25 protein-coding genes are annotated in these 25,671 nt (G+C 58.5%); 7 read left to right on the forward strand and 18 right to left on the reverse strand.

The window, feature by feature from the left end; all coding sequences use genetic code 11:
* Positions 1-127, forward strand: a 127-nt coding sequence (locus tag AB1772_04200; protein MEW5795543.1) for an IS630 family transposase, incomplete at its 5' end; no start/stop codon positions are given.
* 87 nt (positions 128-214) lie between these two features.
* Here the strand turns inward: AB1772_04200 and AB1772_04205 are convergent.
* The 7 genes from AB1772_04205 to AB1772_04235 form a co-directional block, all read right to left on the reverse strand.
* Positions 215-1,522 (reverse strand): HDOD domain-containing protein, encoded by a 1,308-nt coding sequence (locus AB1772_04205; protein MEW5795544.1) that lies wholly within the window; start codon positions 1,520-1,522, stop codon positions 215-217.
* Positions 1,523-1,578: 56 nt separating this feature from the next.
* A complete protein-coding gene (locus AB1772_04210) occupies positions 1,579-2,805 on the reverse strand; it encodes a ribonuclease H-like domain-containing protein (GenBank protein MEW5795545.1) in 1,227 nt (408 codons plus the stop codon).
* Positions 2,795-3,730 carry a HEAT repeat domain-containing protein gene (locus tag AB1772_04215; protein ID MEW5795546.1) on the reverse strand — a complete coding sequence of 312 codons (936 nt, stop codon included), beginning with the start codon at positions 3,728-3,730 and terminating at the stop codon, positions 2,795-2,797. Before AB1772_04215 ends, AB1772_04210 begins: the two co-directional genes overlap by 11 nt.
* Before the next feature lie 307 nt (positions 3,731-4,037).
* A complete protein-coding gene (locus AB1772_04220; protein MEW5795547.1) occupies positions 4,038-5,975 on the reverse strand; it encodes a hypothetical protein in 1,938 nt (645 codons plus the stop codon).
* Positions 5,976-6,103: 128 nt separating this feature from the next.
* Positions 6,104-6,478, reverse strand: coding sequence for a prepilin-type N-terminal cleavage/methylation domain-containing protein (locus AB1772_04225; GenBank protein ID MEW5795548.1), 375 nt, complete (start codon positions 6,476-6,478; stop codon positions 6,104-6,106).
* A gap of 630 nt (positions 6,479-7,108) precedes the next feature.
* Positions 7,109-7,537, reverse strand: a complete 429-nt coding sequence (locus AB1772_04230) for a prepilin-type N-terminal cleavage/methylation domain-containing protein (GenBank protein MEW5795549.1) — start codon at positions 7,535-7,537, stop codon at positions 7,109-7,111.
* A gap of 86 nt (positions 7,538-7,623) precedes the next feature.
* The gene (locus AB1772_04235; protein ID MEW5795550.1) at positions 7,624-9,129 is read right to left on the reverse strand and encodes a sigma-54 dependent transcriptional regulator; all 1,506 of its coding nucleotides are present in this window, start codon (positions 9,127-9,129) and stop codon (positions 7,624-7,626) included.
* 106 nt (positions 9,130-9,235) lie between these two features.
* Between AB1772_04235 and AB1772_04240 the strand changes: the two genes are divergently transcribed.
* The 6 genes from AB1772_04240 to AB1772_04265 all read left to right on the forward strand — a co-directional run bounded on the left by AB1772_04240 (position 9,236) and on the right by AB1772_04265 (position 13,177).
* Positions 9,236-10,240, forward strand: coding sequence for a uroporphyrinogen decarboxylase family protein (locus AB1772_04240; GenBank protein ID MEW5795551.1), 1,005 nt, complete (start codon positions 9,236-9,238; stop codon positions 10,238-10,240).
* Positions 10,240-10,704, forward strand: coding sequence for a GAF domain-containing protein (locus AB1772_04245; protein MEW5795552.1), 465 nt, complete (start codon positions 10,240-10,242; stop codon positions 10,702-10,704). Before AB1772_04240 ends, AB1772_04245 begins: the two co-directional genes overlap by 1 nt.
* 169 nt (positions 10,705-10,873) lie before the next feature.
* On the forward strand, positions 10,874-11,749 hold the full coding sequence (locus AB1772_04250; protein MEW5795553.1) for a hypothetical protein: 876 nt from the start codon (positions 10,874-10,876) through the stop codon (positions 11,747-11,749).
* Positions 11,750-11,889: 140 nt separating this feature from the next.
* Entirely contained in the window at positions 11,890-12,045 is a 156-nt protein-coding gene (locus AB1772_04255; protein MEW5795554.1) for a DUF5668 domain-containing protein, read from the forward strand.
* A 1-nt stretch (position 12,046) separates the two neighbouring features.
* On the forward strand, positions 12,047-12,391 hold the full coding sequence (locus tag AB1772_04260; protein ID MEW5795555.1) for a BlaI/MecI/CopY family transcriptional regulator: 345 nt from the start codon (positions 12,047-12,049) through the stop codon (positions 12,389-12,391).
* A 117-nt stretch (positions 12,392-12,508) separates the two neighbouring features.
* Positions 12,509-13,177: a hypothetical protein gene (locus AB1772_04265; GenBank protein MEW5795556.1), complete on the forward strand. Its 669-nt coding sequence runs from the start codon at positions 12,509-12,511 to the stop codon at positions 13,175-13,177.
* A gap of 24 nt (positions 13,178-13,201) precedes the next feature.
* On the opposite strand, the gene mce is transcribed toward AB1772_04265, so the two are convergent.
* The 11 genes from mce to lepA form a co-directional block, all read right to left on the reverse strand.
* The gene (gene mce / locus AB1772_04270; protein ID MEW5795557.1) at positions 13,202-13,618 is read right to left on the reverse strand and encodes a methylmalonyl-CoA epimerase; all 417 of its coding nucleotides are present in this window, start codon (positions 13,616-13,618) and stop codon (positions 13,202-13,204) included.
* 6 nt (positions 13,619-13,624) lie between these two features.
* The gene (locus tag AB1772_04275) at positions 13,625-14,146 is read right to left on the reverse strand and encodes a hypothetical protein (GenBank protein MEW5795558.1); all 522 of its coding nucleotides are present in this window, start codon (positions 14,144-14,146) and stop codon (positions 13,625-13,627) included.
* Positions 14,133-15,704, reverse strand: coding sequence for a methylmalonyl-CoA mutase family protein (locus AB1772_04280; GenBank protein ID MEW5795559.1), 1,572 nt, complete (start codon positions 15,702-15,704; stop codon positions 14,133-14,135). The genes AB1772_04275 and AB1772_04280 overlap by 14 nt, the downstream gene beginning before the upstream one ends.
* On the reverse strand, positions 15,705-16,226 hold the full coding sequence (locus AB1772_04285; protein ID MEW5795560.1) for a biotin/lipoyl-containing protein: 522 nt from the start codon (positions 16,224-16,226) through the stop codon (positions 15,705-15,707).
* On the reverse strand, positions 16,226-17,755 hold the full coding sequence (gene accC / locus AB1772_04290) for an acetyl-CoA carboxylase biotin carboxylase subunit (GenBank protein ID MEW5795561.1): 1,530 nt from the start codon (positions 17,753-17,755) through the stop codon (positions 16,226-16,228). The genes AB1772_04285 and accC overlap by 1 nt, the downstream gene beginning before the upstream one ends.
* Positions 17,756-17,774: 19 nt before the next feature.
* The gene (locus tag AB1772_04295; protein ID MEW5795562.1) at positions 17,775-19,325 is read right to left on the reverse strand and encodes an acyl-CoA carboxylase subunit beta; all 1,551 of its coding nucleotides are present in this window, start codon (positions 19,323-19,325) and stop codon (positions 17,775-17,777) included.
* 13 nt (positions 19,326-19,338) lie between these two features.
* Positions 19,339-20,196 carry an MBL fold metallo-hydrolase gene (locus AB1772_04300; GenBank protein MEW5795563.1) on the reverse strand — a complete coding sequence of 286 codons (858 nt, stop codon included), beginning with the start codon at positions 20,194-20,196 and terminating at the stop codon, positions 19,339-19,341.
* Positions 20,196-21,338 carry an acyl-CoA dehydrogenase family protein gene (locus AB1772_04305; GenBank protein ID MEW5795564.1) on the reverse strand — a complete coding sequence of 381 codons (1,143 nt, stop codon included), beginning with the start codon at positions 21,336-21,338 and terminating at the stop codon, positions 20,196-20,198. The genes AB1772_04300 and AB1772_04305 overlap by 1 nt, the downstream gene beginning before the upstream one ends.
* 38 nt (positions 21,339-21,376) lie before the next feature.
* Positions 21,377-21,796, reverse strand: coding sequence for a cobalamin B12-binding domain-containing protein (locus tag AB1772_04310; GenBank protein MEW5795565.1), 420 nt, complete (start codon positions 21,794-21,796; stop codon positions 21,377-21,379).
* A 54-nt stretch (positions 21,797-21,850) separates the two neighbouring features.
* Positions 21,851-23,461, reverse strand: a complete 1,611-nt coding sequence (locus tag AB1772_04315; protein MEW5795566.1) for a methylmalonyl-CoA mutase family protein — start codon at positions 23,459-23,461, stop codon at positions 21,851-21,853.
* A gap of 313 nt (positions 23,462-23,774) precedes the next feature.
* A complete protein-coding gene (gene lepA / locus AB1772_04320) occupies positions 23,775-25,577 on the reverse strand; it encodes a translation elongation factor 4 (GenBank protein ID MEW5795567.1) in 1,803 nt (600 codons plus the stop codon).
* Positions 25,578-25,671 lie beyond the last annotated feature (94 nt).

Raw genomic sequence — 25,671 nt, forward strand, 5'->3', positions numbered from 1 at the left:
CCACATCGAAACCTTCATTGCTCACTACAATGCCACGACCAAACCCTTTGTCTGGACCGCCACAGCTGATTCCATCCTCGGAAAAATCAACCGACTATGTAAAGCTATTGACGGGACAAGACACTAGCTCAAAGCTGTATTGGTGCACCGACCGCTTTTGTGGCGCCGGATATGTGAGTGGGAAGCGGTCTCACTCTGCAATCGTAAGTAGTGCCTACGCCACCCCCACCGGGCGGTCCAGCGATTTCAGTTTGCTTCTGATTCTGTTTTCCACCGCCTCGACACCCTTCTGGTCATAATAGAGAGCGCTTTCGGTACGGGTCAGGCGCTTCATCTCGGCCATGACGGCGCTGACGGCCTGCATCTCGCTGGTGATTGCCTTGGCCGACTGGGCCACCAGGCCGCGCGGGTCAATTATCGAGCCGTTCTTGATCCCGGCCTCGACTTCGCTTACCTGGAGCAGAATCGCGCTGGTGATGCCGTCTATGTACTCGGTAAATGCCGATGTGGTCGCCTTCAGTGATTCGAGAAAGCCGGTCTTCACCTGTTCCCCTGCAAACTGAGTCTGGAAACGACGGTTCTCTTCCAGAAGCGTCTCGACCGCCGAGTACTGCTGAAATAGCAGCAGGTTTGCCTCTTTGAGTATCTCCTCGGTGGAACCAATATCGATCTCCAGGTATTTGGACTCCTCCACCGTGCTGGCGAAGAGCTGTTTCTCGATGGCGCAGAGGTTCTCCACGGACAAGCGAAGGTTCTCGCGGATGATCTCACGGTTGTTTCGTTCAGCCGGATCCACGCCGGCCTGACGGTCAGCGATGCGGAACTTAGATATCCGGTTGGCCAGGTTGACAATCTGGCTTGGGATTAGTTCGGCATCGGCTGCTCCGGGCGAAAAGACCGTGTGGTGATGGCCTACCGCCTGGCAAATCGACTCCGGCAATTGCCACTGTTCCAGCAGGAACTGGCCGACCCGCGCATGGTTGCTGCCCCAGGCCTCTTCCTCGAGATCCACCAGTGAGCCGTTGCCGAGCGACTGTTTCCATAGTTTTTGGTACTGGTCGGCGAAGGACCGTTCCAGCACCAACAGGCCGATATCGTGGAGCAACCCAGCGACAAACATCTCTTCGACCTTTTTGTAGCCGATCTTTTCAGCCAGTACACGCGCTGCGATGGCCACCTCGAGCGAATGCCGCCAGAAGCGGACCCGGTCGAACGATGACTGCCAGCGCTCGGTCATGGAATAGACCGAGGTCGACAACGCCAGCGCCGTCACCTGGCGCATACCGATTGTGACCACCGCCTGTGACACCGATCCGATCTTGCGGCCGACCCCGTAGAACGGCGAGTTGACCACGCGAAGCACCCGCGCGGTTATGGCCGGATCGCGCATCAGAACTTTCGCCAGATCGTCGGCCCCGGTAGATTCGTCTGAAACGACCTTAAGAACCTCCGCTAGCGTCTGTGGCAGGGCGTAGAGCTTGAGCCCGTCGTCGAGAACCTTCTTAATAGCGTCGTGCACCATAGGGCTGCCTCCTACGCTCTTTATCGGCGGATTGTAAGCGACTATGAGTGTTGTAGTTATCTGGTTCGGACGGCCAGTTTCCGACACAGCCGGGCCACCCGAAGCTCCAGCAGCTTCCGCTGGCGGCTGGACAGATCAAGCCGTCCTGCCTTGCGGGCATTATCCAGGGCCAGAGCCATATCTCCCTCCCGGTGCTCATAGTGCTTTGCCAGTTCGAGCGCGGCCACAGCCGCTTCCGGGCCGGTGCCTTCAGCCAGCTTGTGCCAGATTTCGAGCGCCCCGGCCCAGTCCCCCTGACGCTTGAACGCCATTGAGTGAAAGAGCAGTATTTCGTCGGTCAACGGCGGCCCTATGCTCCTCCGAAGGGTCTCGAAGTTGGCGATCACGGCTTGGTGGCGCCTGCGACGACCATAAACGCGGGAGAGCGAGTAGATGTCTTCAGCAAAGTCGAGCACGGCGCCCTCACTGCGGAAAACGCTGTCGACATGCAGAAGGAGAAAGAAGAGGGATAGTATGTCCAACTTATTGTGCTCGAGCACGGCAGGAAGGAATTCAACCGACTCGGTCTGCAGCCAGTCGAAATACACCGAAGGAATCAAGTGGCCGGGTAAATCGTCACTGCGATAATAGCCGAAGATTTCGCGCTCGATACTGGTCAGGCTGCAGTCATTCAGGCGACGCTTGAACAGACGCCGGACCGGGTGCAGCAGGTCGAAGTGTCCGGCGCACGGAACATCGCGAGCTACCCGATTAACGATAAACCGATCCCGAATCAGGTTGAGGTCAAACGCTGCGCCGTTGTAGCTGACCAGAGTCCGATCGCCGCCCAGCTCGGCCAGCACTTGCTCCAGCATGGCGGCCTCGTCGGTATATTCCGGCAGCAGATACTGCCGAATCTCGAACCCGGCTTGGGTCAGCGAACCACACCCCACCAGAAAGGGTACCGCCCCCGCGCCGCTCAGACCGGTAGTCTCGGTGTCGATAAACAAGAGCCTGCCCAGCGCCACCTCTCCCTCGCATTCAAGCGCCGTGTATGACGCTACGGCTACGGATGATCCGTCCGCCGGACGCTGAAGGCACGTCGAACCAAACTCGAAACCAAACGGATAAATCGAGACTACTTTGACATAGTTGCCGGACGGCGCCGGAACCAGTTGACCGCCGACTGCCCCGGCCAGTCGCTCATATCGGGGCGGGATCGCTGTTGGTTTGGCCCAGTGTTGTGGTTTGGCTACCAGGTTTTTTACGCGAGAAAGGCGTTCTGTGAGTCGATCATTGTCCATGTTGCGCTGCCCGGATAGTCGACTCCACTTGCAGACGGGCCAGGCGGTCCGGCTCGGTTTCGAGATACTGCCGGCGAAAAGCGCACTCATCATTGGGATCGGCTTTCGCCAGCGCAACCGCCGCGTGAGCGCGGCGCACCAGGTCGATGGACTCGGCCTGCTCGATCAGCAGCGAAAGGGCTTCGTCTCCGCCGATCCTGCCAAGCACCCGGCAAGCCATGTGTCCGACCATAGGATTTGTGGATTCCAACGAATCTTTGAGAACTCTCAGTACTGCGGCGGTATCCAACTGCAACAGCGAATTTGCAGCGGTAAGCCGTGCCCCGTAGAAATCGTCTCCCAGGCGATGCACAAGTTCCTCGACCGCCTCGGCTACTCTCAACTGGCCACACGAAACCACCGCCGATTTCCGCACCTGACCAATTGTGTCTTCGAGCGCGCGCAAGACAGCGCCTGATGCCCGTGCCTGACCGATGCGCCCCAGCGCGGCGATAGCCTCATCTCGCACCTGCCACGACGAGTGTCCGCAGACGCCGATAAGTCCGTCGACCGCTGACGTATCCTTGATATCGCCCAGCGCCCAGGCAACACGCTGAACCACCAAATCGTCGGGCCGCCTGAGGGCTTCGAGCAGCAACGGTACTGCCGGTGATCCTATGCGCTGGAAGATCCAGATCAGCGTCCAGCGGTCCCAGCTCGACTTGGTGGACAACTTGTCGATCAGGTACGGTACGGCGTTTACGCCGTAGGCTGCGATCTGATTCATGGCCGAATCACGCATATCCTGGTACTGAATCTCGGCCGATGACGCTACCACGAAAAGCGAGTCGAGGGTGCGTTCAAAACCGCTTTGGGCGTTTACGGCCGGAGCGAGTGCCACAGACACAATTATGGCAACCAGCGCAAGCGCGAGAATCACATTCACGCGAACGCTTGCGTCAGGTCTTGAGCTCGATCCGGTTCCGCGCAGCGGACAGGGTCGAGCGGTGACCTGACGCCGTCGACCCTGAGCGCGAAGCAGCGACAGGTCAGGGCCGGTGCCGATGCAGGAGGAAAGGGATGATCGCAGAACCGCCGGTCGCTCGCTGACCCGATCGATCCTGGGGTTCTGCCCTACGATTCGACCGTCGGGATGACAAGCATCCCGACCTACAGTATTGTCTTTGAGCCGTGGTGGACGAGGACGTCCACCACGCACAAGCCGGCCTCTTGTTGTCTCTAACGACATGACGTCAATCCCCCTTCGCCACCGAATCCACCGGGCTCAACTCGATATCCATCCCGCCGCCATATTCGCGGACCGCTTCCCAATAGAAATTGTCACGACCGTTCCCGTCGTACTGGTCCTTCCCGCCTAAATCCATAAACAGACCGATAGAACCAAAGCCCCGTCGGGGATCGCCGGCCCCCTGGCTGAGAGTCGGATTCGAGCTGAAGTACCGATCGGCGCCGGCGATATCCATCAGCAGCCCGATACCGTTGGCGGAGCCGTCGCCCTGCACCTTGTCATAGCCGGTATAGGTGTCATCGCCGCCGCGGTCAAGCAGCCAGCCGAAGGCATAGTCATGTCCGCACCCCTGCATGACCCCTTTGCCGTAGTATCCGTCTTTGCCGCTCTCGTCCATCAGAAAACCGATCGCCATGTGGGTGGCTACGCCCTGACCGTACTGGTAGCATTGATACGAATCGAGTCCGGCGGAATCGTAGAGAACGCCCAGCGACCACCAGTACGCAGACCCCTGTCCGTATATATCAGCCGTGTAGTTGTCGCTGCCGCCGAGATCAATAATCGCTCCCACGCCGCCGGATATCCACGGCCTGATGCCATATCCCATCCCCTGTGACATGGACAGGTAGTGATCCTCGTACCGGTTGATATCTTTGTACTTCCCGCCGGCGTAGTAAGAGTCAGAACCGCCGGCTTCGAATATCAGCCCGACACCCTCGACAAAGCCCAACCCCTGGGCGAAAACGGCGGCGTTGTAGATGTCCCGCCCGCCGTCGTCAATCAAGAGTCCGACCCCAAATGTACCCGCTCCCTGCACGTGGGTATCACCGTCGTAACGGTCATCGCCGGCGGCATCGTAGAGCAACCCCAGCCCGAACCATCCGGAGCCGAGACCGAACGAACGGGCATCATACCGGTCATCGCCGGCATAGTCCAGCAGCAGCCCCACCGACAGACAACCGGACCCAAGCGCGAAATCCGACCCGGCGCGATAGAGATCATCTCCCGCCAGATCGATGATGATCACGCCGTGGGGATTCGACGGATCGTAGGTGAGAACGTAGATATCGTCGCCGCCTATGTCGAGAATAAACTTGTAATCGCCCTGGTAATAATCGTTGCCGGGACCACCGACTTTCCAGCCTGGCTGCCGCCCCAAATACGCGGCGTCCACCAGGTCCTTAGGAACGTAGCCGGTGGTGGCCAGAATTCTATCGACGTTTGCGTTGTTGGCGGCCTCGGCGCGAACAGCCGCGATATCCGGCAGAATGTCACGTAGGCAATCCACTCCGGCAGAGACAATCGGGTCCTTTTGGATTTTGCCCGCGAACTTCACGAATTCCTCGACATACGCTTCCTCTTTCTTTTCGAGAGAATCCGCCCCCGCCACCGACAGAAATTCCTCATCTTCTCTCATGGCGAGAACATCGCGGAATTCCGCGGTGAGATAGCGGCGCTGCCTGTCAGTCAAATCCGGCAGGGCCAGCGCGGTGGAGCCGGGGAAGATGGCGTCCAAGTAAGCGGCGGCCTTGGTCAACAGCCCGTTGAGGGCCAGATTGGTGTAGGCCAGAGTATAGTGATCGCGGATTTCCGCCAGTTCCGGTCGGTGCGGCCGACCGCGTTCTCTCTGGTATTCCAGCGCCATGTCGGCGTGGATGACACCGGCGAGAATATCCGGCTGCCCCCTGACATGGGCGTTGCGCAGCGACGCGACATACCCGTGTACGCGCAGAGGACTGCGCATGAGACCGGCCACCAACCGGAGGCGGAGCGAATCCGGGTCGGTATAGTCAGACCGGAAGGCGATATCCGATGGTTTCAAGCCGAGGAATTCGGTCAGGTGTTCGAGTCCGAACTGCTCGGAATCGGTCAGCGTCTCCTGACCTGCGGCGACGGCTCCGAGGCTTAGCCCGATGAGTACTGTGGCGAGAATCGATTTCATCGTGACATCACAATAGGGCAACTTTTGTTCTGCGGTCAACCACAATGATGGCGACCGATTCGGCACACAAAAAAGAGGCGCCCCGTGGCGGGACGCCTCTCGCTTGATCCAGGCTCTGAACGCGAGGGTTACGGAGCGATGGTGCCGTCTTCGTTGATGGTGAACGTGGTCACCAGGTCAGCATCGGTACCGTCCGGGGTCGCCGAGGCCGTAAAGGTGTTCGCTGCGGCGGCGTCGATGGCATAGATGAACCGTGAGTTGGTCGGGACATCAAAGCCGATCGCGTTCAGGTCGTTCGAGTATGCGCCCTGCTCCTGACGATAGGTCCGCTCCAGCGTGAAGATCTGCTTCAGAATGGTCTTGGCCTCAGACTCCTTAGCCTTGACCGTGGCAGCCATGAAACGCGGAATGGCCAGGGCCGCCAAGATGCCGATAATCACAACCACGATCATCAGCTCGATAAGGGTGAAACCCTTCTGACGGTTGTGGAACTTGGAAAACATCATGCCTCCTTAAAGGTTGTTGTTATTGCATCCTATAATCGGTTTCCGTTGCATTTCGCTTTATCATTAGGCAATGCTTATGCCCTGCCGGTCGCCGAAAATTGCACATACCGGCCTAATCTTAAGCTCTTGATTGACAGAGGGTCGCGCCGATGAACCGGCCATAACAATTCGGATTCTCCCATCCTTGAGCATGACAGCTGTTGAGTCGCCCCGCAGATTGCCATGATTTTTTGCACTCTGCAATGGTTAGGCCGACCCAACCGGTCCTGTGGGCGAAAAGTGACCAGCCGAGCCGTCCCACCCGAATGGTGGGGCACCAGGGATGCAACAAGGGACTGCCGGGCAGAAACGTAGGCCGGGTTCCGCGCCTTGTCCAATTGAGCGCGAAACCCGACATCGTCAGTCCGGCGGGTTCGATCCAATCCCACCCGCAAGCGGGTGGGCCACCGTGCGGCGGTCTCAGTCCCGTCCCTCTTGCATCGGGCCGGGACAAGGACCCCGGATCAAGTCCGGGGCAGGCTCTGCCGCAACTTTCCTAACTTCTGGGACAACCTCCACAGGGTGGGGCCCCGGGGATGAAACCGGAGACTGTCGGGCGGAGCCGCCCGACAGCACAATGATTAGAAGCTAACCGGTGGCGTCGTTGGAGGTGCAGGTCATCACGCCGTCGGCGTGGATGGTCCAGGTATCGAGAGTGGCGTCCTCATCGAGGTTGGCCGAGGCTGTGGCTTCAAAATCGGCTCCCACCAACTGGATCGTGTAGTCGTAGCGGGCGTTGGACGGAATCTCGACATCGATCGCGTTAAAGGCCATCGGATTGCCCGCGTTGGCGGTGGCGCCGGTCGACCAGTAGCTGTTGGTCGGGGACGACGCCCGGTAGAGCATCTGCATGGTGCAGACCTGCTTGAGAATCAACTGGGCTTCGCCCTGCTTGGCGCGAATAGCCGACTGCCCGTAGCGCGGAATAGCCAGGGCGGCGAGAATGCCGATGATGACAACGACTATCATCAACTCAATAAGCGTAAAGCCGTTCTGTCGGAACAACCTTCTATTCATAAACCACCTCTTGGGCGGACAGAACGTCCGTCCGGTTTCCCCTGGATTCATGCAAGCCGCGTTCCGGCAGGCTGTTCAATATTCGACTACTCGGAATCATTGTCCGCCTTCCGCCCCGGCGACTTCTTCTTGTCGCCCGTGGGAAGATCATAACGCTGGATTTTACGGTACAGTGTCGACGTGTCGATTCCGAGTATTCGCGCCGCCTCGGCTTTCTTTCCATCGGTCTGTGTCATCACATAATGGATATACGCCTTTTCGATCGACTCCAGTGTCGGTGTCACCGGCGCAACTTCTCTAACCAGCTGCGTCTCTTCGGAACGGATCAGCTTCTCCGGAAAGTCGCTCGGTTCGAGAGTTGCCGACCGGCTGAGCAGAATTGCCCGCTCGATGACATTTTCCAGTTCTCGCACGTTGCCCGGCCACGAGTAGCGCCGCAGCACCTCCATGGCGGCATCGGAAACCAGGCGGGGACGCGCTCGTGTCTTCTCCGCAAACATCCGCACGAAATGATCCACCAGCAGCGGCAGATCGTCCATACGCTCACGCAGCGGCGGGATATCGATCGGGATCACATTCAGCCGGTAAAACAAGTCGGCGCGGAAGCGGCTGTCGCGGACGTCTTCCTCGAGGTCAGCGTTGGTCGCTGCGATAAGACGGACGTCGACATCGATAGGCCTGGTGTCGCCTACCGGGATAATCTTCTTGTCTTCGAGTACCCGCAGCAGCTTTACCTGGATCGCCGGCGAGGTGTTTCCGACCTCATCGAGAAAGAACGTCCCGCCGGACGCCACTTTGAACAGGCCGTCCTTGTCTTTTATGGCGCCCGTGAACGAGCCCTTCTTGTGGCCGAACAGTTCAGTCTCGAGCAGGGTCTCCGGCAGGGCAGCGCAGTTGATAGTTACAAACGGCCCGCCGCAGCGCGGCGAGAGCGAATGTATCGCCCGCGCTACAAGGTCCTTGCCGGTGCCCGATTCACCCCTGATCAGCACTGTCGAGTCGGAGCCCGCAATGCGGGTGGCCAGCTTCTTGACTTTGACCATTGACTCGGCCTGCCCGATGAAATTGTCGAACGAGTGATCGCCCTGAAGCTGTTTCTTCAGCGTAATATTCTCGCCGATAAGCTTGCGGCGGCTGATCGATTTCTCGATAACCAGCTTGATCTCGTCGACCTTGAACGGCTTCGTGATGTAATCGGCCGCGCCCTGTTTCATGGCCTCGATAGCCGTGTCCACCGAGGCAAACGCGGTCATCACGATAAACTCCTGGTCCGACTTGAACGACCGCACCTCTTTGAGCACATCGATTCCGGTCATCTCCGGCATGTTAAGGTCGGCAATGATCAAATCGAAATTGTCGTCGCGCACGCGGGCAACTCCCTCGCGCGGGGAGGTGGTGACATCGACGGCGTACCCTTCACGGGTCAACATGATCTCCATGAAATGACACATGGAGTCTTCGTCGTCGATCACGAGAATCTTGGCCGGTATGGTCAATTCCGAAAAGCTGCTCCTGGGGCGTATTTCTATTCTATAAACACCATTTTCGGCAGCGTTTGGGGACGGTGAACCAAGGGCACGGACTCTGCTCATACTTTCTACAGGAGGTTTGACGCCGCCCGGAACCGCGCCTATATTGGACCGTTCCAATATTTGTTTGCGCTTTGAAACAGCACCACAGGAGAAAGCGAACCGAGACTTGAGACGCGAAAAGTACTCTCATCGTGAACGCCTCCAGATGATCCTTGCCGGCGAGAAACCGGACCGCCACGCCGCGTCGTTCTGGCGGCATTTCTTCCACCGGGAGCACTTCGCCGAGGGCACCGCCGAGGCGATGCTCTATTTCCAGAAGGAATTCGACTGGGACTTCATGAAGATCAACCCCAGGGCGGACTACCATGTCGAGGGCTGGGGATTGCTGCAAGAGTGGTCCCACGACGAATTCAAGAAGCACGTCAAGAGCAACTTCCCGGTGAGCAGGCCCGAGGACTGGTTCAAGATCAAATCGCTGCCGATATCGACCCCGGCACTAGTCGAGCACTTGAAAGTCGTCTCGCTCATCCGGCGTAAGTCGGACCCCGAGCTGCCGATTCTGATGACTGCCTTTACACCCCTGGCTGTCGCCGGGCGGATGGTGGAACGGCAGGAGACGCTCGTAGAGCATATTCGTAAATCACCCGAACTGGTCGAAACGGCTCTGCGGGCCATTACCGATACGTTCAAGGGATTCGTCTCGGAGCTGCGGAACGCCGGAGCCGACGGCCTCTTTTTCGCCACCACCCAATGGGCAAGCGGCGATATGATTACCTGGGAGGAATATCAGAAATTCGGAGTGCCGTACGACCTTGAAGTTATCAAAGCGACCGAGTCAGACGCGCTCAATCTTCTGCACGTCTGCAGCTCGAACAACTACTTGCGAGAACTGACTCAATTGGAGTACAACGCGGCGCTGGTCAACTGGGAGGCCAACGACCCGACTAACCTGCCGCTTGACAAGGCCAATGATATCCTCAGCCCCAAAGTCATGGTGGGCGGGGTCGACCACAACGGCTGGCTGCAGCAGAGCGAGCCGGAGGAAATCAGGTACAAGATCGATGAACTCAAAGAGCGCTTTGAACCTACCCGCCTGATTATCGGGCCGGGCTGTTCGATTCCACCAGAGACGCCTGTTGCCAATTTGCGTGCTATCAGGGAGCGATTATAGTGGATCTCAGACGACAAAGACTGATTGACTCGGTGAAAGACGCCGTCGCCGGTCTCGGAACGGAGAATGAGATTCTAAAGAAAGCAGTCGAGCTGATCGACGCCTTCTCCCCTGATTTCAACTGGACCGGTGTTTACATGATGCGGGACGGCTTACTCGAGGTGGGGCCGTACATTGGACCGGTAACTGAACATATACGAATCGAACTAAATAAGGGCATATGCGGGGCGGCGGCGACTCAGAAGAGGACCGTAATAGTGGATGACGTCAACGCCGACCCGCGCTTTCTGGCCTGCTCCCTGACTACCTGTTCCGAGATTGTCGTGCCGCTCATGGACGGCGAGACTTGTATAGGTGAGATCGACATTGACTCGGATAAGCCGTCGAATTTCACCGATAATGACCGCCGGATGCTGGAGGAGATTGCTAAGGTTGTCGTGCAAAGGCTGAAAGCGATTGACTGACTCCTTTGAGGAATAGTGCGTCCGTGCATTGGTTTCTTCCCATTAATCTTTTGGTTCGCTGGACGTGTCACAACAACCGTGAGTGACCGCGTTTAACGCGGGATAGACGACATACCACGCGTGCGGCGACAAGCAAGCCGCTCGTCATCACTGATGCGGAGGTACTTTCGTGAAAACTGACAACCGACTCCGGCTAACCGTCCTAGCGTTCGCAGTACCCGTAGTCATGGTTCTGGTTAATCAATTATCTGCCAAGGAAAAGGCTGACCTTAACTCGACTTGGGTTCACGGTGTTGTCAATGTAGACGGGCTTGCTGAAGACTGGACCGATCTGTCACCAAAATACTTTGACAAGCAAAACGCAGTAATCGGTGTAGCCAACGACTCGACCAGACTGTATTTACTGTGGCGATTCCGCGACGCCAAATGGGCGCGGGTAATCAGAGTGACGGGTCTGAAACTGACTCTCCAGACACCGTCCAGAGAAAAACGCACTTTCGTCCTTACCTACCGAGGCGGCCCGACTCTGGAACAGATGAGGCATCTCGACCCAAGAGCGGGCAGCGACAGAAGCGACTCCGTTTTCCCCGATGCGCAGCGACCGGATGACCTCGGTCCGGAAGACCACCGTTTGTTTACTTGCTACATAAAGGACCGTATCGAAGAGAAGGAAATACCGGTAGATGGTTCCGAGGGACCCGCGGCTAATTTCGGAATGGATCAGGGAATGTTTGTCTATGAGTTCTCAATCCCGTTGCTCGAAGGGGCGGTGCTTAACTATGGTCTCGGCGCCGAGATTGGCGACAGGATCAAGCTGAGCGCGGTTTGGGGTGACGTGAAGGCGCATCGAGGACGACCCGGCGGCGGATTCGGGATGATTGGGGGAACAGAGGGTGGCCCTCCCAGCGGAATTCCGGACGGCGGAATGGGCGGGGGCAGACAAGGCGGCGGGATGCGTGGTGGCCCGCTGGGTGGCGAACGACCGGATATGCCGGAGAAACAGGGAATAGAGCTCAACTTCAGCCTGGCAAGGCCTGCTGAATAAAGAGGCTGCGCTTCAGGTTAGCTAACTCGAAACTGCCGCCAATTGGCTTCAAACGAGACTGTCCCCACAACCTTTTTGTTGTCCCACCGGTCTGGTGTGATGTGATTACGCCGACCTGTTCGCGAAAGGAGACAGTGCCTATGTTCACCGGAGTGCTCTTACTGATCATCGGGACGCTCATGATCCTTCAGAAAGCGGGCGTTCTCGAAGGCTCGGCCTGGGAGTTTCTCCTGCCCGCTGTGCTGATTGCTCTCGGCCTGGACTTTGTTTTCAGGAGCGGCAAGAAGAACCGCTGAGATGACGGCCGAGCCGTTCTACTTCGATATCACCGGCGAGGGGATCGGCGTATTTATGGGGCCGACCGAGGCCCGCTTGATGGAACTGGCCTGGCGCCACCAGAGCCTGACCGTCAAGAGCGCGCTGGCGCTCCTTGAACCAAACCAAACTGCCGCCTATACGACCGTGATGACCGTGCTCAACCGGCTTGTTCAAAAAGGCCTTCTCTTGCGTGACAAGGACGGCCGGAATTTTGTCTATCGCCCGGCGGTTGACAGGGAGCAGTTTATTCGGTCAAGAGTCGGTCAGGTCGAAGACTGCCTGACAAGGAACTTTCCTGTACAGGGCCGGCGCAAGCGCGACTGACCGTATACCGGGTCGTGGTGGACGAGGACCCCCGATCGAGTCGGGGGCACTCTTCACCACGCACGGCCGAGAGAATTACCGGTAAACGACGGGCTGTTCTGATCCGATTATGTCCCTATGAAAGCGGCGGTTCGATGCTTGGCGCTGGCTGCTATGGCGGCGGGAGGCGTCTCGGCCAACCAGTTTGTCCGGGTGGCCGGCGAGCTGGAAATCCCTGTTCCTGCCGGGTGGCATCTGGCGTCTGATACGTCTTCCCTGCCCGCGCAATTGGTGCACTGCAACGATTCCGCCGAAATCCTGATATTCCGCTCCGAATTGGGCGAAAGCGAAATAATCGCCAACGAACGCGAACTGAGGAAATCGGTCGACCTGGTGGTCGACGATGTCATAGAAGCCCTCCCGGGAGGCCAACTGCGGGTTTCCACCGGGTTTTACGACCAGTACCGCACCGGCTTCGTGCTCGAGTTTGCGTCGCTCGACAGCCTCAGCAGCGTGCCGCTGGAACACAGCATAAAGGGAGTCATTTACCGCACACCGGACCAGCGCCAGATCCTATTTACCATCTGGGGGAAGGCAGCCGGGGTCGTCTATCCGGCGGTAAAAGAGCAGGTCAGGTTCGTTCAGGACAATTTCGCGTATCGCGGCGAGTATGAGTCCGAAGTGTTCGCGGGTGCGGCGATGTCCTACTGGCCGCTCGCAATTGTCGCTATGGGACTATTGGGTCTGCTCCTCCTAAGACCCCGGCGCAAGAAGGCGGTTACTTCCGCGGCGGCTCCAATCAGCTAAGCCGCGCCCGACGCCCGGTCGAGCTCAGCGCTCTTCCAATTCGAACAGCACCCCGTGGGTATCGGCAGGGTGGACGAACGCGATACGATGTCCATCCGCGCCGATCCGGGGCACTTCGTCTATAAGCCGTCTGCCGGAGCTTTTGAGCCGGGCCAGGGTCTCCGGAAGGTCATCCACATAGATACAGATATGATGCAGCCCCTCGCCCCGCTTTGCGATAAACCGCGCTATCGGGCTGTCCGGGGAGGTCGCTTGTAGCAGCTCGACTCGCCCTCCTGAATCGAGACGGGAGTTGGCTCTGTCAAAGAAGGCCGCTCTCACTTGCTGGTCGGGAACGTCATGAACCGATACCGGTTCGCAACCGAGCAAGGCGCGGTATTTCTCAATGGCGGCGTCGAGATCGCGGACCGCAATCCCCACATGAGATATCAGCGCCGACATGCCGTCTTACCACTCCTCGTCCTCTTCGGCGGCGGCTGCGGAATCGGCCCTGCGGCGGCGCTCCTCGAATTCCTGCTGTCCGGCGGGCGTGCTCATGGTGGGGCGAATCCAGCGGCCGCGATGATAAAACATCGTCCATTCTTGCGGCAGATACGTGGTAGCGCCGGACGGCCCGACGAAGACTACGTCGACCGCCACCCGCGCCGAATCACGGCCGAAGAAATGGACGTTTTTGACAAGAAACGCTTTGACCGTATCCGCTTCCATGCGCCTGATCTTTTCGACTTCGAGATATTTGTCATAGCTGAAGTCGACCTGGACGTATTCAAACTCCTGCTCGTACAGCACCGCCTTGTCGCCGTAGTGCCAGCGCACGGCGGTCTCGGCGAGCGTGGCCTCGATCTGCTGACGGTCCTCTTCCGGGGACGGGCTGTCGCTGCCTGACCTGGCGTCATCGGAGGAGCATCCCCACAAGAGCACCACCAGCCCAAACATCACCAAAGTAACATACTGCTTAGCGATTGTCATGATATTCACCCCATACGTCACGTAAAGCGTCGGAGATCTCGCCCACCGTGGCATAAGTCTCGACCGCGTCGATCACTGCCGGCACGATGTTCGCTTTGCCCGCGGCGGTTGTGCGAAGGCCGTTCAAAGCGTTTCGCATCCGGGACTGGTCACGATCGGCGCGGAGCCTGCGCAGGCGCTCGATCTGCTTGCTTTCGAGTTCCGGATCGACCTTGAGAGTCGCCGGGGTCTCCGGCTTGTCTGTTTTGAACTTATTCACTCCCACTATGGTGGTCTGTCCGGACTCAACCTGCCGCTGGTACTCATACGCGGAACGGGCTATGGCATCGCGGAAGTATCCTGTTTCGACACAGCGTACCGCTCCGCCGGACCGCTCTATCTCGGCCATCTCCGCGGTGATCTTCGTCTCAAGTTGTTCACTCAGGAACTTGATATAGTACGATCCCGCCAACGGATCGGCGGTGGCGGTTACGCCCGATTCGAATGCGAGGATTTGTTGAGTGCGAAGCGCGATCTCGGCCGCTTTCTCGCTCGGAAGCGCGAGTGCCTCATCGTACGAATTGGTGTGCAGCGACTGCGTGCCGCCCAGCACCGCCGCCAGGGCCTGGACAGTCGTGCGGATGATATTGTTCTCCGGCTGCTGCGCGGCGAGAGTCGAGCCGCCTGTTTGCGTGTGGAACCGGAGCAACCAGGAGCGTTCGTCTTTGGCGCCGAACCGTTCCTTCATGGTTTTCGCCCAGAGCCTGCGCGCGGTCCTGAACTTGGCTACCTCCTCGAAGAGGTCGTTGTGCGCGGCGAAAAAGAACGACAGCCGCGGCGCGAAGTCATCGACATCCAGGCCGGCGGCGCGCGCCGCCTCCACATAAGCAATCGCGTTTGAAAGTGTGAACGCCACTTCCTGTACCGCGGTGGCGCCCGCCTCACGGATGTGATACCCGGAGATCGATATAGTGTTGTAGCGCGGCAGGTGTTCGCCTGCGAAAGCGAAGATGTCAGTGATGATGCGCATCGACGGCTGTGGCGGGAAAATGTAGGTCCCTCGCGCGACAAACTCCTTGAGGATGTCGTTCTGCACAGTGCCTGAAAGCTTGTCCTGAGGTACGCCCTGCTTGCGGCCGACCGCGACATACATCGCCAGCAGGATGACCGTGGTGGCGTTAATTGTCATCGACGTGGACACCTTGTCGAGTGGGATACCGTCGAAAAGCCGCTCCATATCAGCAAGTGAGTCAATCGCCACGCCGGTGCGACCCACCTCGCCGCGCGCCATCGGGTGATCCGAATCATAGCCGATCTGCGTGGCCAGATCGAACGCTACTGACAGACCGGTCTGGCCCCTATCCAGGAGGTACTTGAAACGGCGATTCGTTTCTTCGGCGGTGCCAAACCCGGCATACTGGCGCATGGTCCACGGACGCTGACGGTACATCTCCGGGTAGATACCGCGAGTGAACGGATACTTGCCGGGGAGTTCGGGCTCGATTTCTCGAATGTCCCTGCGCGTCAGTACCGGCGGGATTTCGATACCCGACGTGGTCGTGCGTTTCGCGGCGGCCATCTACTCGAACTCCACCAATATGTCGCCCTTTTCGACTGACTTTCCGACTGCGACCGGGACTGACCTGACTACACCCGCAGTTCGCGCCTTGAGGATATTCTCCATTTTCATGGCCTCGATCACGATAAGCGGGTCGCCGACCTTGATCTCCTGCTCCGGCTGCACTCGTATCTGCACCACCAGTCCGGGCATGGGCGCGCGGAAACTCGTTTCGCTTGTCGACGGCGAACTCTTGCCGGCCGCCTTATTCATCTGGGCGAGGGCGTAATTCTCGACAGTGACATGAACATCACGACCACGCAAAAAGACGATTTTTTCCGCCGATGCCCCCGCCGCACCGTTACTCCTGATATCAACCTCGTACGAGCGGTTGTCAATCAGCACCAGGGAGCGGGTGTCACGAAGGCGGTGCACGACCACCTCGCGTTTCTGGCCGTTGATATTGGCCACCACGCGGTCCGCAAGATAATCGAGCGTGATGTCGTACTCGCGGTCCTTGATTTTGGCTATATAGCGCGGCATCAGCGCGAACCTCCGAACCGGCGCAGGGCGTGGCCGCGATAGAAGCGTGTCCAGCCCGAAGCTGTCGTGGGGGCGGCGGGGTCAGACAAGGAAATCCGCCGCTCGGTGATCATCCGGTCGACGGCCGCGGCGAGCGCGGCGGTCTCGAGCAGGGAGTCATCGTGTGTGCTGTAGTCGTTTTCCGGGTACTCTTCCTGGAGAAACCCGGTTGAGAAGTCCCCCCTGATGAAACGCTCATTCTGAAGTATGGCGCGATGAAAACTGATAGTCGATTTGACGCCGGAGATATTGTACTCCTCGAGCGCCCGCCGGGTGCGAGAGAGTGCCTCGACCCGGTCCCGCCCCCAAACTACTAACTTGGCGATCATCGGATCATAGTAGATCGGAATCTCCGAATGCACGACCACCCCGGAATCTACCCGCACCCCCGGCCCAGCGGGAATGCGGTAATTGTACAACGTGCCGGTGCTGGGCATAAACCCGGCATCGGGATCCTCGGCGTAGACACGGCACTCGATTGCGTGGCCCCGAATCTGGATATCCTCCTGCCTCAGGCGAAGCGCGTGTCCCTCGGCAACGGCAATCTGCTCTTTGACCAGATCGATCCCGGTGACCATCTCGGTGACCGGATGCTCCACCTGCAGGCGGGTGTTGACTTCGAGGAAGTAGAACGACAAATCCGGATCGACCAGGAATTCAACCGTGCCGGCGCCAACATATCCACTCGCCCTGGCGATACTCACCGCGGCATCGCCCATCCGCTTCCGGAGATCGTCGGTCATGACCACCGATGGCGATTCCTCAATGACTTTCTGATGCCGCCGCTGGATAGAACATTCGCGTTCGCCCAGATGAATGCCGTTGCCGTACTGATCGCACAGGATCTGGATTTCGATGTGCCGGGGCCCGTCGAGATACTTCTCCAGAAACACGCGGCCATCGCCGAACGCGGCTTGTGCCTCGCGGCTGGCGGTGGCGAGTGCCTCCGCGAACGCTTCAGCGGACTCGACCACCCGCATACCCTTGCCGCCGCCGCCGGCCGCGGCCTTGACCAGTATAGGATAGCCGGCCTGTGCGCCGAACAGTTGCGCCGTGCTGAGATCTTTCGGGCCGATATCGGTCCCCGGCACCACCGGCAGGCCGGCCTTTAACGCCATAGCGCGCGCCTCAAGTTTGTCGCCCAGCAAACGGACCGTCTCCGCTTTGGGCCCGATGAAGATGATCCCCTCGTCGGCGCAGCGCTGCGCGAATTCGGCGTTCTCCGCGAGAAAACCGTAGCCGGGATGGATGGCGTCGGCACCGGACTGTTTGGCGGCGGCGATGATGTTGTCGATTACAAGATAACTCTGGGTCGACGGCGACGGTCCCACGTAGTAGGCCTCATCGGCGACGCGCACGTGGAAGGCGGTGCGGTCGCAGTCGGAGAAGACCGCCACCGACCTAATCCCCAGGTCCTGGCAGGCGCGGATTATCCTGACGGCGATTTCGCCGCGATTGGCGATGAGGATTTTCCTGATCGGCGTGGGCATAATTGGACTACGCCGCCCCCTATAACGGTATATTCCCGTGCTTCTTCGGCGGGTTGGCGTCTTTCTTGGTCGTGAGCATCTCGAACGCGCGAATGAGACGCGGCCGCGTTGACATCGGCTCGATCACGTCGTCAACATACCCCCGCGCCGCCGCTACAAACGGATTGGCGAACTTCTCCCGGTATTCCTCGGTCTTGCGCTGCGTTTCGGCCTCCGGATCGGGGGCGTCGGCAATGTCCTTCTTGAAGATAATCTCCACCGCCCCTTTCGGCCCCATGACCGCAATTTCCGCAGTCGGCCATGCGTAGTTCATATCGCCGCGCACATGCTTGGAGTTCATGACGTCGTAAGCGCCGCCGTAAGCCTTGCGCGTTATAACTGTAATCTTCGGCACGGTTGCCTCACAGTAGGCATAGAGCAGCTTCGCGCCATTCTTGATAATGCCGCCGTGCTCCTGATCGACCCCGGGCATGAAGCCGGGGACATCCTCGAATGTCAGCAGCGGAATGTTGAAACAATCACAGAAGCGAATGAAGCGCGCTCCCTTGGCCGAGGAGTTAATATCCAGCACGCCCGCCATGACCGCCGGTTGATTAGCGACAATACCGATCGATCGCCCACCCAGCCGCGCAAATCCGACCACGATATTCTGCGCGAATTCCTCGTGCACTTCGAAAAAGGTCCCTTCGTCCACGACGAGTCTGATAACGTCTTTTATATCGTACGGTTGGTTGGGATTGTCAGGAATAATCTGGTTCAGGGCCTCGGCCTCGCGGTCGGGAGGATCGTTGGTCGGCACCCAAGGTGGATCTTCACAATTGTTCTGCGGAATGTAGCTGACCAGCCGTTTGAGTTTATCGATTACGTCCGCCTCGTTCTCACAGGCGAAATGCGCCACGCCCGACTTGGAGGCGTGCACCATCGCGCCCCCCAACTCCTCTGATGTCACCTGTTCGTGGGTTACCGTCTTGACAACGTTTGGGCCGGTGACGAACATGTACGACGTACCTTTGGTCATTAAGACGAAATCGGTGATGGCGGGGCTGTAGACCGCGCCGCCGGCACACGGGCCGAGGATAGCCGAAATCTGCGGGATGACCCCCGAGGCCAGCGTGTTGAGCAGAAAGATATCCGCGTATCCGCCGAGCGAGACCACCCCCTCCTGAATGCGCGCGCCGCCGGAGTCGTTCAAGCCGATCACCGGCGCACCCACTTTCATCGCCATCTTCATGATCTTGCAGACTTTTTCGGCGTGCGCCTCGGAAAGCGAGCCGCCGAACACGGTGAAATCCTGCGAGAAGATGTACACGAGGCGGCCGTGAATTTTGCCGCAGCCGGTGACCACACCGTCACCGAGTACTCTCTTTTCCGCCAGGCCGAAATCGCTCGAACGGTGCGTGACAAACGTATCGAACTCTTCGAACGAATTGGGATCGACCAGCAGCTCGATCCGCTCCCGCGCGGTCAGCTTGCCTTTCTTGTGCTGGTCGTCAATCCGGTCCTGCCCGCCGCCCAGCCTGGCGCGCGAGCGCATGGCCTCGAGATACTCGAGCTTCTCCTTGAGAGACATGTATCCTTGTCTCCTATGATTTACGTCGGCCGGTTTTTTCGTCGATCGCGTGCGCAATGAGTTTGCCCTCGTGCTCGGTGAATTCCGCCAGCGGCGCCTCGATATCATGGTCGAATGCCATGATCACGCCCTTATCGACAATCCGCTTGAGTGCCTCGCGTTTGACCGCCATGGTTTCGCGGGGCACGAGGTCGGTCGCGGGCACAAACGCGACTCGCATATGATGCCGCGACGGAAAGATATCGGCGTAATAAAAGAGCTTCTTTCCCTCGGATTCGATTTCGAGCGCGAAATGATCCTCGGTGTGTCCGCCGGTGCACACCGCCCTGATTCCCGGAAACAACTCGGTGTCCTGGTCAATAAACTGCACCTGCCCAGCTTGCTCGAGCGGCAATAGTCGTTCCGGGATGTAAACTGCCGACGTGCGTTCATCCGGATGCGTGGCCGCTTCCCATTCATCGCGATTGATGATGAACCGGGCGTTCTTGAAGCGGGGATTGAGTTTATCCCCGTCGCGTTTTACCACACCGCCGCAATGATCGGTGTGCAGGTGGGTGAGGATGACAACGTCGATATCATCCGGGGCCAGCCCCAGCGATTTGAGACCCGGCTCCAGGTTTGATACCCCGTCGGTGTTGTATACTTTCTTCTCGCGGCCGGTGAGGGCGTCGCCCAGGCCGATATCGAATATCATGTTCTTGCCGTGCGCCTTGAGCACGAACAGATTAGTGACCATCGAAATCATGTTGTTGTTATCCGATGGCCACAACTTATCCCACATCACTTTGGGGATGACGCCGAACATCGTACCCCCGTCGAGCTTAAAATGCTGCTCGACGAAGGTACGGATTTCAAACTGTCCTAGTTTCATTAACGTCCTATGACATTGCCGGCGATCACCAGCCGCTGGACCTCCGAGGTGCCCTCGTAGATCTCCAGCACGCGCTGGTCGCGGTAGAGCTTCTCGATCGGCGAGAACTCACCGATATAGCCGTAACCGCCGTGAATCTGCATGGCGCGGTCGGCGCAGAACCCGGACATCTCCGCGCAGAACAGCTTGGCCTGCGCCGCCTGCAGCGAGAACGGCTGGCCGGCGTCCTGAAGTTGCGCCGCCTTGTAGCAGAGCATCCGGCCCGCCTCGAGCTGTGTCGACATATCGGCGATCATCCACTGAATCGCCTGAAGCTTGGCAATCGGCGCGCCGAACGCGATACGCTTTTTCGAATACGCCACCGACTCATCCAACATTCGCTGCGCCAGCCCGACACCCTGTGCGGCGACACCGATCCGCGCGCCGTCGAGTGTCATCATGGCGTACCGGAATCCCTTGCCGACCTCGCCCAGCAGGTTTTCTTTCGGCACCTTGACATCCTTGATGACAATCCCGCCGGTCGTGGCGGCGCGCATGCCCATTTTGCCCTTGAGAATCCGCTTTTGCCAGCCGGGTTGGTCGGTTTCGACAATCATCGCCGACAGTTTGGGCTGGCCGTCGATACGCGTGAACAGCACCGCGATCTCGGCCACATCGCCGTGCATGATGAAAATCTTCTCGCCGTTGACCAGGTAGTGATCGCCTTTGTCAACCGCGTTAGTCTGCACGTTGGCGGCATCGGAGCCGGCGTTCGGCTCAGTCAGGACGAACGCCACCACCTTCTTGCCGGAGAGGATATCCGGAAGGTACTTCTTCTTCTGTTCGTCGCTCCCAAAATGCACGATCGGGTAGGCGGCCAGTTCGCCGACCGCACACAGCAGGCCCATCGCCGGATCGTGATAGCACAGATCCTCGATCAAGGTGATATACTCAAGGTTTGACTTGGCCTTGCCGCCGTACTCGACCGGCGAATTGTAGCCGATATAGCCGGCCTCGCCGAACCTGCGATAGATGTCGCGCGGGAACGGGCGCGGCTCCGGCTTCTGATCCCACTCGACGGAATTGGGATAGATATATTTGTCGGCAAACGCTTTGGCTTCGTCACGGACGGCTTGTTGTTTCGGGTCAACGTTAAACGGCATCTTTCCTCCTGAATCGTATATTCTAATGATCTTCCGTGCTACATAATTGGTTCGTCGCTCTTTTTCGCCTCGACTGCGCGGCGCAAGAACTCGATCGCTTCTTCGGTCGCTGCGCCGGGCGTGAATATCTTGGCCACCCCCATCTTCTCGAGTTCCTCTTTGTCTTCGTCAGGTATGATCCCCCCGCCGAACAGAAGCATGTCGTCGGCGCCGCGCTTCTTCATTTCGTCGAGAATGGCCGGAAACAGGGTCATGTGCGCACCGGATAGAATCGAAATGCCGATCGCATCGACATCTTCCTGCACGGCGGCATCCACGACCATCTCGGGGGTTTGGCGAAGGCCGGTGTAGATGACCTCGAAACCGGCGTCGCGAAAGGCCGCGGCGATAACTTTGATGCCACGGTCATGCCCGTCAAGTCCGGGCTTCGCTAAGAGGACTCTGATTTTTTTGGACATAAGTATTTAGCTCAATACGTCAATGGAACATTTCGACATCCGCGCAGGTCCGATCTACGACACCTGCATCGCTGACTGGCTCTCCGACCACTCGCCCCAGACCTTGCGCAAGACGTCGCACAGTTCACCGACGCTCGCGTACACCCGCACGCAATCCAGAATCGCCGGGAACGTGTTGCCGGTACCGGAGGCAACATCGCGGAGCTTGTTCAGCGCCGCCTGCACTTTGGCGAGGTCGCGCTCGGCCTTGATCTTTTTGCAGAACTTCACCTGGGACAGCTCGGTCTCACGGTCGATCTTGAGCACCGGGATTTCGACCTGCTCGTTTTCGAGTATGTAGTCGTTCACGCCGACCACGATCCGTTCTTTCTTCTCGATCTCGCGCTGATAGCGATAGGCCGAGCGGGCGATCTCCCGCTGAAAATAACCGTCTTCGATAGCCTCGAACACCCCGCCGCGCTCTTCGATCTCGGCAAAAATCTTCTCGGCCTCAGCTTCCATCTGGTCGGTCAGCGCCTCGACAAACCATGACCCGCCCAGTGGGTCAACCGTGTTCGGCGCGCCGGTTTCATAGGCGATAATCTGCTGCGTGCGGAGGGCTATCCGCGCCGCCTTGTCGCTCGGAAGCGCCAGCGTTTCGTCCATCGAGTTCGTGTGCAATGACTGCGTGCCACCCAGCACCGCCGAGAGCGCCTGCAGCGCCACACGGGCGATATTTATCTCCGGCTGCTGCGCAGTCAGAGACACACCAGCGGTTTGAGTGTGGAATCGAAGCAGCCAGCTTCTTTCATCTTTGGCCCGGTATTTGTCGCGCATCCGCCTGGCGTAGATCCGTCGCGCCGCGCGATACTTGGCGATCTCCTCGAAGAAATCCGAATGCGCATTGAAAAAGAACGACAACCTCGGCGCGAATTCATCGACATCCTGCCCGGCCGCGATCGCGGATTCGATATACTGGAAACCATCGGCCAGGGTGAACGCTAACTCCTGCGAGGCGGTGGCCCCCGCCTCGCGGATGTGATAGCCGGAAATCGAAATCGTATTGTACTGAGGAACATGCTTGGTGCAGTAGGCCATCATGTCGGTGATCAGCCGCACCGAGGGTCTCGGTGGGAAGATATACTCTTTCTGCGCGATATACTCTTTGAGAATGTCGTTCTGTAACGTTCCCCTCACCTGAGTGAAGGGCACACCCTGCTTCTCGGCCACCGCCAGATACATCGCAAGCAGGATCGATGCCGGCGAGTTGATGGTCATCGATGTTGACACTTTGCCGAGATCGATACCGTCGAAAATGATCTCCATATCGGCTAAAGTGTCGACCGCCACGCCGCATTTGCCGACCTCGCCGAGCGAGCGGGGGTGATCGGAGTCGTAGCCCATCAGGGTGGGCAGGTCGAACGCGGTCGAAAGGCCGGTCCCCCCCTCTTTGAGGAGCATGTGAAAACGCTGGTTGGTCTGGCGGGGAGTGCCCATGCCGGCGAACTGGCGCATGGTCCAGAGGCGGGTGCGGTACATGGTGTGGTGCACGCCGCGGGTGTACGGGAATTCTCCGGGAAGGCCGATGTGATCCCAGTAAAACGACTCCTGATTTGCGCCCTTAAGTGATTGTGGCGTATAGAGTTCGTCGATATCGACCCCTGAAACGGTAAAGAACCGGGGCATCGACTTTCGGACGCGGCTTCTGGCCGCATTCTGATCCCAGGTTTTGAGTCGTTCGTTGAGCTTGTCCAGGTGCTTCTTATCGAACATCGCCATGGTTCTCCTGACCGGTCAGACCGGCAACAATAATAGAAACGGCAGTCAAAAGCAAGCAGGTGACATGGCAGCGCCCCTTCGACAAGGACAGGCCCTTGGTGGTTCTGCCATGACCTGGATTCGCAGAACCACTCCGCCGAAGAGGCGAAGGGTTCTGCGCTACGAGAAACTGTGATGCAGTAGGTCAGGCCGACTCGCGGCCTGACAACCAACCAAATTTCTACCGCTCCACCTGCAGCGCGGCCAGGAAGGCCTCCTGAGGGATCTCCACGCTGCCGATCTGCTTCATCCGCTTCTTGCCCGCCTTCTGGTTCTCGAGCAGCTTTCTCTTGCGCGTAATATCGCCGCCGTAGCAGCGGGCGGTCACGTTCTTGCGCAGCGGTCGGATACTCGCGCGGCTGATAATACGGCTGCCGATCGCCGCCTGTATCACTACCTCGAACATCTGACGAGGGATCAATTGGCGCAGTTTCTCGCACAGCTTGAGACCGTAGTTGTACGCCTGGTCACGATGAATGACCACGGACAGGGCATCGACAGAGTCCCCGTTGACGAGAATGTCGAGTTTGACCAAGCTGGAGCGGCGATAATACGGCAGGCCGTAATCAAACGACGCATAGCCACGGGTGATTGACTTGAGTTTGTCATAGAAATCGAAAATGATCTCGGTCAGCGGAAACGCGAAAGTAAGGCTCACTCTCGTCGGCGAAAGATACTCGGTGTTCTTGTACTCGCCGCGACGGTCTGACGCCAGCTTCATGATCGCGCCGATATACTCCGCCGGCATGATGATCTGGCCGTCCACAAACGGCTCCTTGATGTACTCGATCAAACCTGGCGGTGGCATTTTGGCCGGGTTGTCGACCACGGTCAACTCACCCTTCTTGCCGTAGACGTGGTTTTCGACACTCGGAACGGTATTGACTGTTGTCTGTCCGAACTCCCGCGCCAATCGTTCGGTGACAATCTCCATGTGCAGCAGTCCGAGAAAGCCGACTCGAAATCCGAACCCGAGGGCCGCCGACGATTCCGGCTCGAACGAGAGCGACGAGTCGTTAAGCCGGAGTTTCTCGAGCGCGTCGCGAAGCTGGCCGAAATCCTCGGCCACTGCCGGATAGATACCTGCGAAAACCATGGGTTTCACGTTGATGAATCCGGGTAGCGCGGTTTCTGCCGGTCGCGCGGCAGTTGTAACTGTGTCTCCTATCTTCGTGTCCTGTACGCGACGAATGGACGCAAAGAAGTACCCTACTTCTCCGGCGTGGAGTTCCTGAAGAGGCATCGGTTCAAGGCGAAGAAATCCCAACTCATCGACTTCATACACATTGTCATTGGAGAAGAACCTGACCTTGTCGCCGCGGCGCAACGTACCCTGCATCACTCGGATGACCGGCATCGCACCACGATAACAGTCGAACACCGAATCGAACACCATCGCCTGGAGCGGCGCGTCCGGGTCACCCTTCGGAGGCGGAATGACCTGCACGATTCGTTCGAGCAGTTCGCCGATACCCCTCCCTTCTTTGGCCGATACGAGCAGCACCTCGTCGGGCTTGCAGCCGATCAATTCCACCAGGCCGTTCCGGACCGATTCCGGATCGGCGTTGGGGAGGTCGATCTTGTTGATGACCGGCAGAATTTCGAGATCGTTCTCCATGGCCAGGTAAAGATTGGATAAAGTCTGAGCCTCGATCCCCTGCGAGGCATCGACAACGAGTATCGCCCCCTCGCACGCCGCCAGCGACCGGCTGACCTCATACGTGAAATCGACATGGCCGGGGGTATCGATCAGATTGAACTGGTATTTGTCGCCGTTGCGGGCCGAGTAAATGAGCCGGATGGCATGAGCCTTGATCGTGATACCCCGCTCCTGTTCCAGGTCCATAGAATCGAGCACCTGCGCCCGCATCTGGCGTGCGCCGAGAGTGTGGGTGGTTTCGAGCAGACGATCGGCCAGAGTCGATTTACCATGATCGATATGGGCGATAATCGAAAAATTGCGGATGTGTTTCAAATCGTACATCGGTTCTCTGCTACGTCCACCAGCTCATCGGCCTTTCGCCGACCCATAACGCCAATCTACACAAGGCCGGCGCCAAGTCAAACGGTGGCCCACC

The organism is Candidatus Zixiibacteriota bacterium (genome assembly GCA_040752815.1).
Lineage (GTDB): Bacteria > Zixibacteria > MSB-5A5 > GN15 > FEB-12 > JAGGTI01.

Bases quoted from the DNA above. Each gene is read 5' to 3' on its own strand.
- AB1772_04275 (MEW5795558.1), bottom strand. From the start codon at position 14,146: ATGACAATCGCTAAGCAGTATGTTACTTTGGTGATGTTTGGGCTGGTG.
- AB1772_04260 (MEW5795555.1), top strand. From the start codon at position 12,047: ATGACGGCCGAGCCGTTCTACTTCGATATCACCGGCGAGGGGATCGGC.
- AB1772_04315 (MEW5795566.1), bottom strand. From the start codon at position 23,461: ATGCCCCGGTTCTTTACCGTTTCAGGGGTCGATATCGACGAACTCTAT.
- AB1772_04225 (MEW5795548.1), bottom strand. From the start codon at position 6,478: ATGTTTTCCAAGTTCCACAACCGTCAGAAGGGTTTCACCCTTATCGAG.
- AB1772_04285 (MEW5795560.1), bottom strand. From the start codon at position 16,226: ATGCCGCGCTATATAGCCAAAATCAAGGACCGCGAGTACGACATCACG.
- AB1772_04295 (MEW5795562.1), bottom strand. From the start codon at position 19,325: ATGTCTCTCAAGGAGAAGCTCGAGTATCTCGAGGCCATGCGCTCGCGC.
- AB1772_04205 (MEW5795544.1), bottom strand. From the start codon at position 1,522: ATGGTGCACGACGCTATTAAGAAGGTTCTCGACGACGGGCTCAAGCTC.
- lepA (MEW5795567.1), bottom strand. From the start codon at position 25,577: ATGTACGATTTGAAACACATCCGCAATTTTTCGATTATCGCCCATATC.
- AB1772_04230 (MEW5795549.1), bottom strand. From the start codon at position 7,537: ATGAATAGAAGGTTGTTCCGACAGAACGGCTTTACGCTTATTGAGTTG.
- AB1772_04310 (MEW5795565.1), bottom strand. From the start codon at position 21,796: ATGTCCAAAAAAATCAGAGTCCTCTTAGCGAAGCCCGGACTTGACGGG.
- mce (MEW5795557.1), bottom strand. From the start codon at position 13,618: ATGTCGGCGCTGATATCTCATGTGGGGATTGCGGTCCGCGATCTCGAC.
- AB1772_04255 (MEW5795554.1), top strand. From the start codon at position 11,890: ATGTTCACCGGAGTGCTCTTACTGATCATCGGGACGCTCATGATCCTT.
- AB1772_04235 (MEW5795550.1), bottom strand. From the start codon at position 9,129: ATGAGCAGAGTCCGTGCCCTTGGTTCACCGTCCCCAAACGCTGCCGAA.
- AB1772_04265 (MEW5795556.1), top strand. From the start codon at position 12,509: ATGAAAGCGGCGGTTCGATGCTTGGCGCTGGCTGCTATGGCGGCGGGA.
- accC (MEW5795561.1), bottom strand. From the start codon at position 17,755: ATGCCCACGCCGATCAGGAAAATCCTCATCGCCAATCGCGGCGAAATC.
- AB1772_04305 (MEW5795564.1), bottom strand. From the start codon at position 21,338: ATGCCGTTTAACGTTGACCCGAAACAACAAGCCGTCCGTGACGAAGCC.
- AB1772_04300 (MEW5795563.1), bottom strand. From the start codon at position 20,196: ATGAAACTAGGACAGTTTGAAATCCGTACCTTCGTCGAGCAGCATTTT.
- AB1772_04280 (MEW5795559.1), bottom strand. From the start codon at position 15,704: ATGGCCGCCGCGAAACGCACGACCACGTCGGGTATCGAAATCCCGCCG.
- AB1772_04210 (MEW5795545.1), bottom strand. From the start codon at position 2,805: ATGGACAATGATCGACTCACAGAACGCCTTTCTCGCGTAAAAAACCTG.
- AB1772_04220 (MEW5795547.1), bottom strand. From the start codon at position 5,975: ATGAAATCGATTCTCGCCACAGTACTCATCGGGCTAAGCCTCGGAGCC.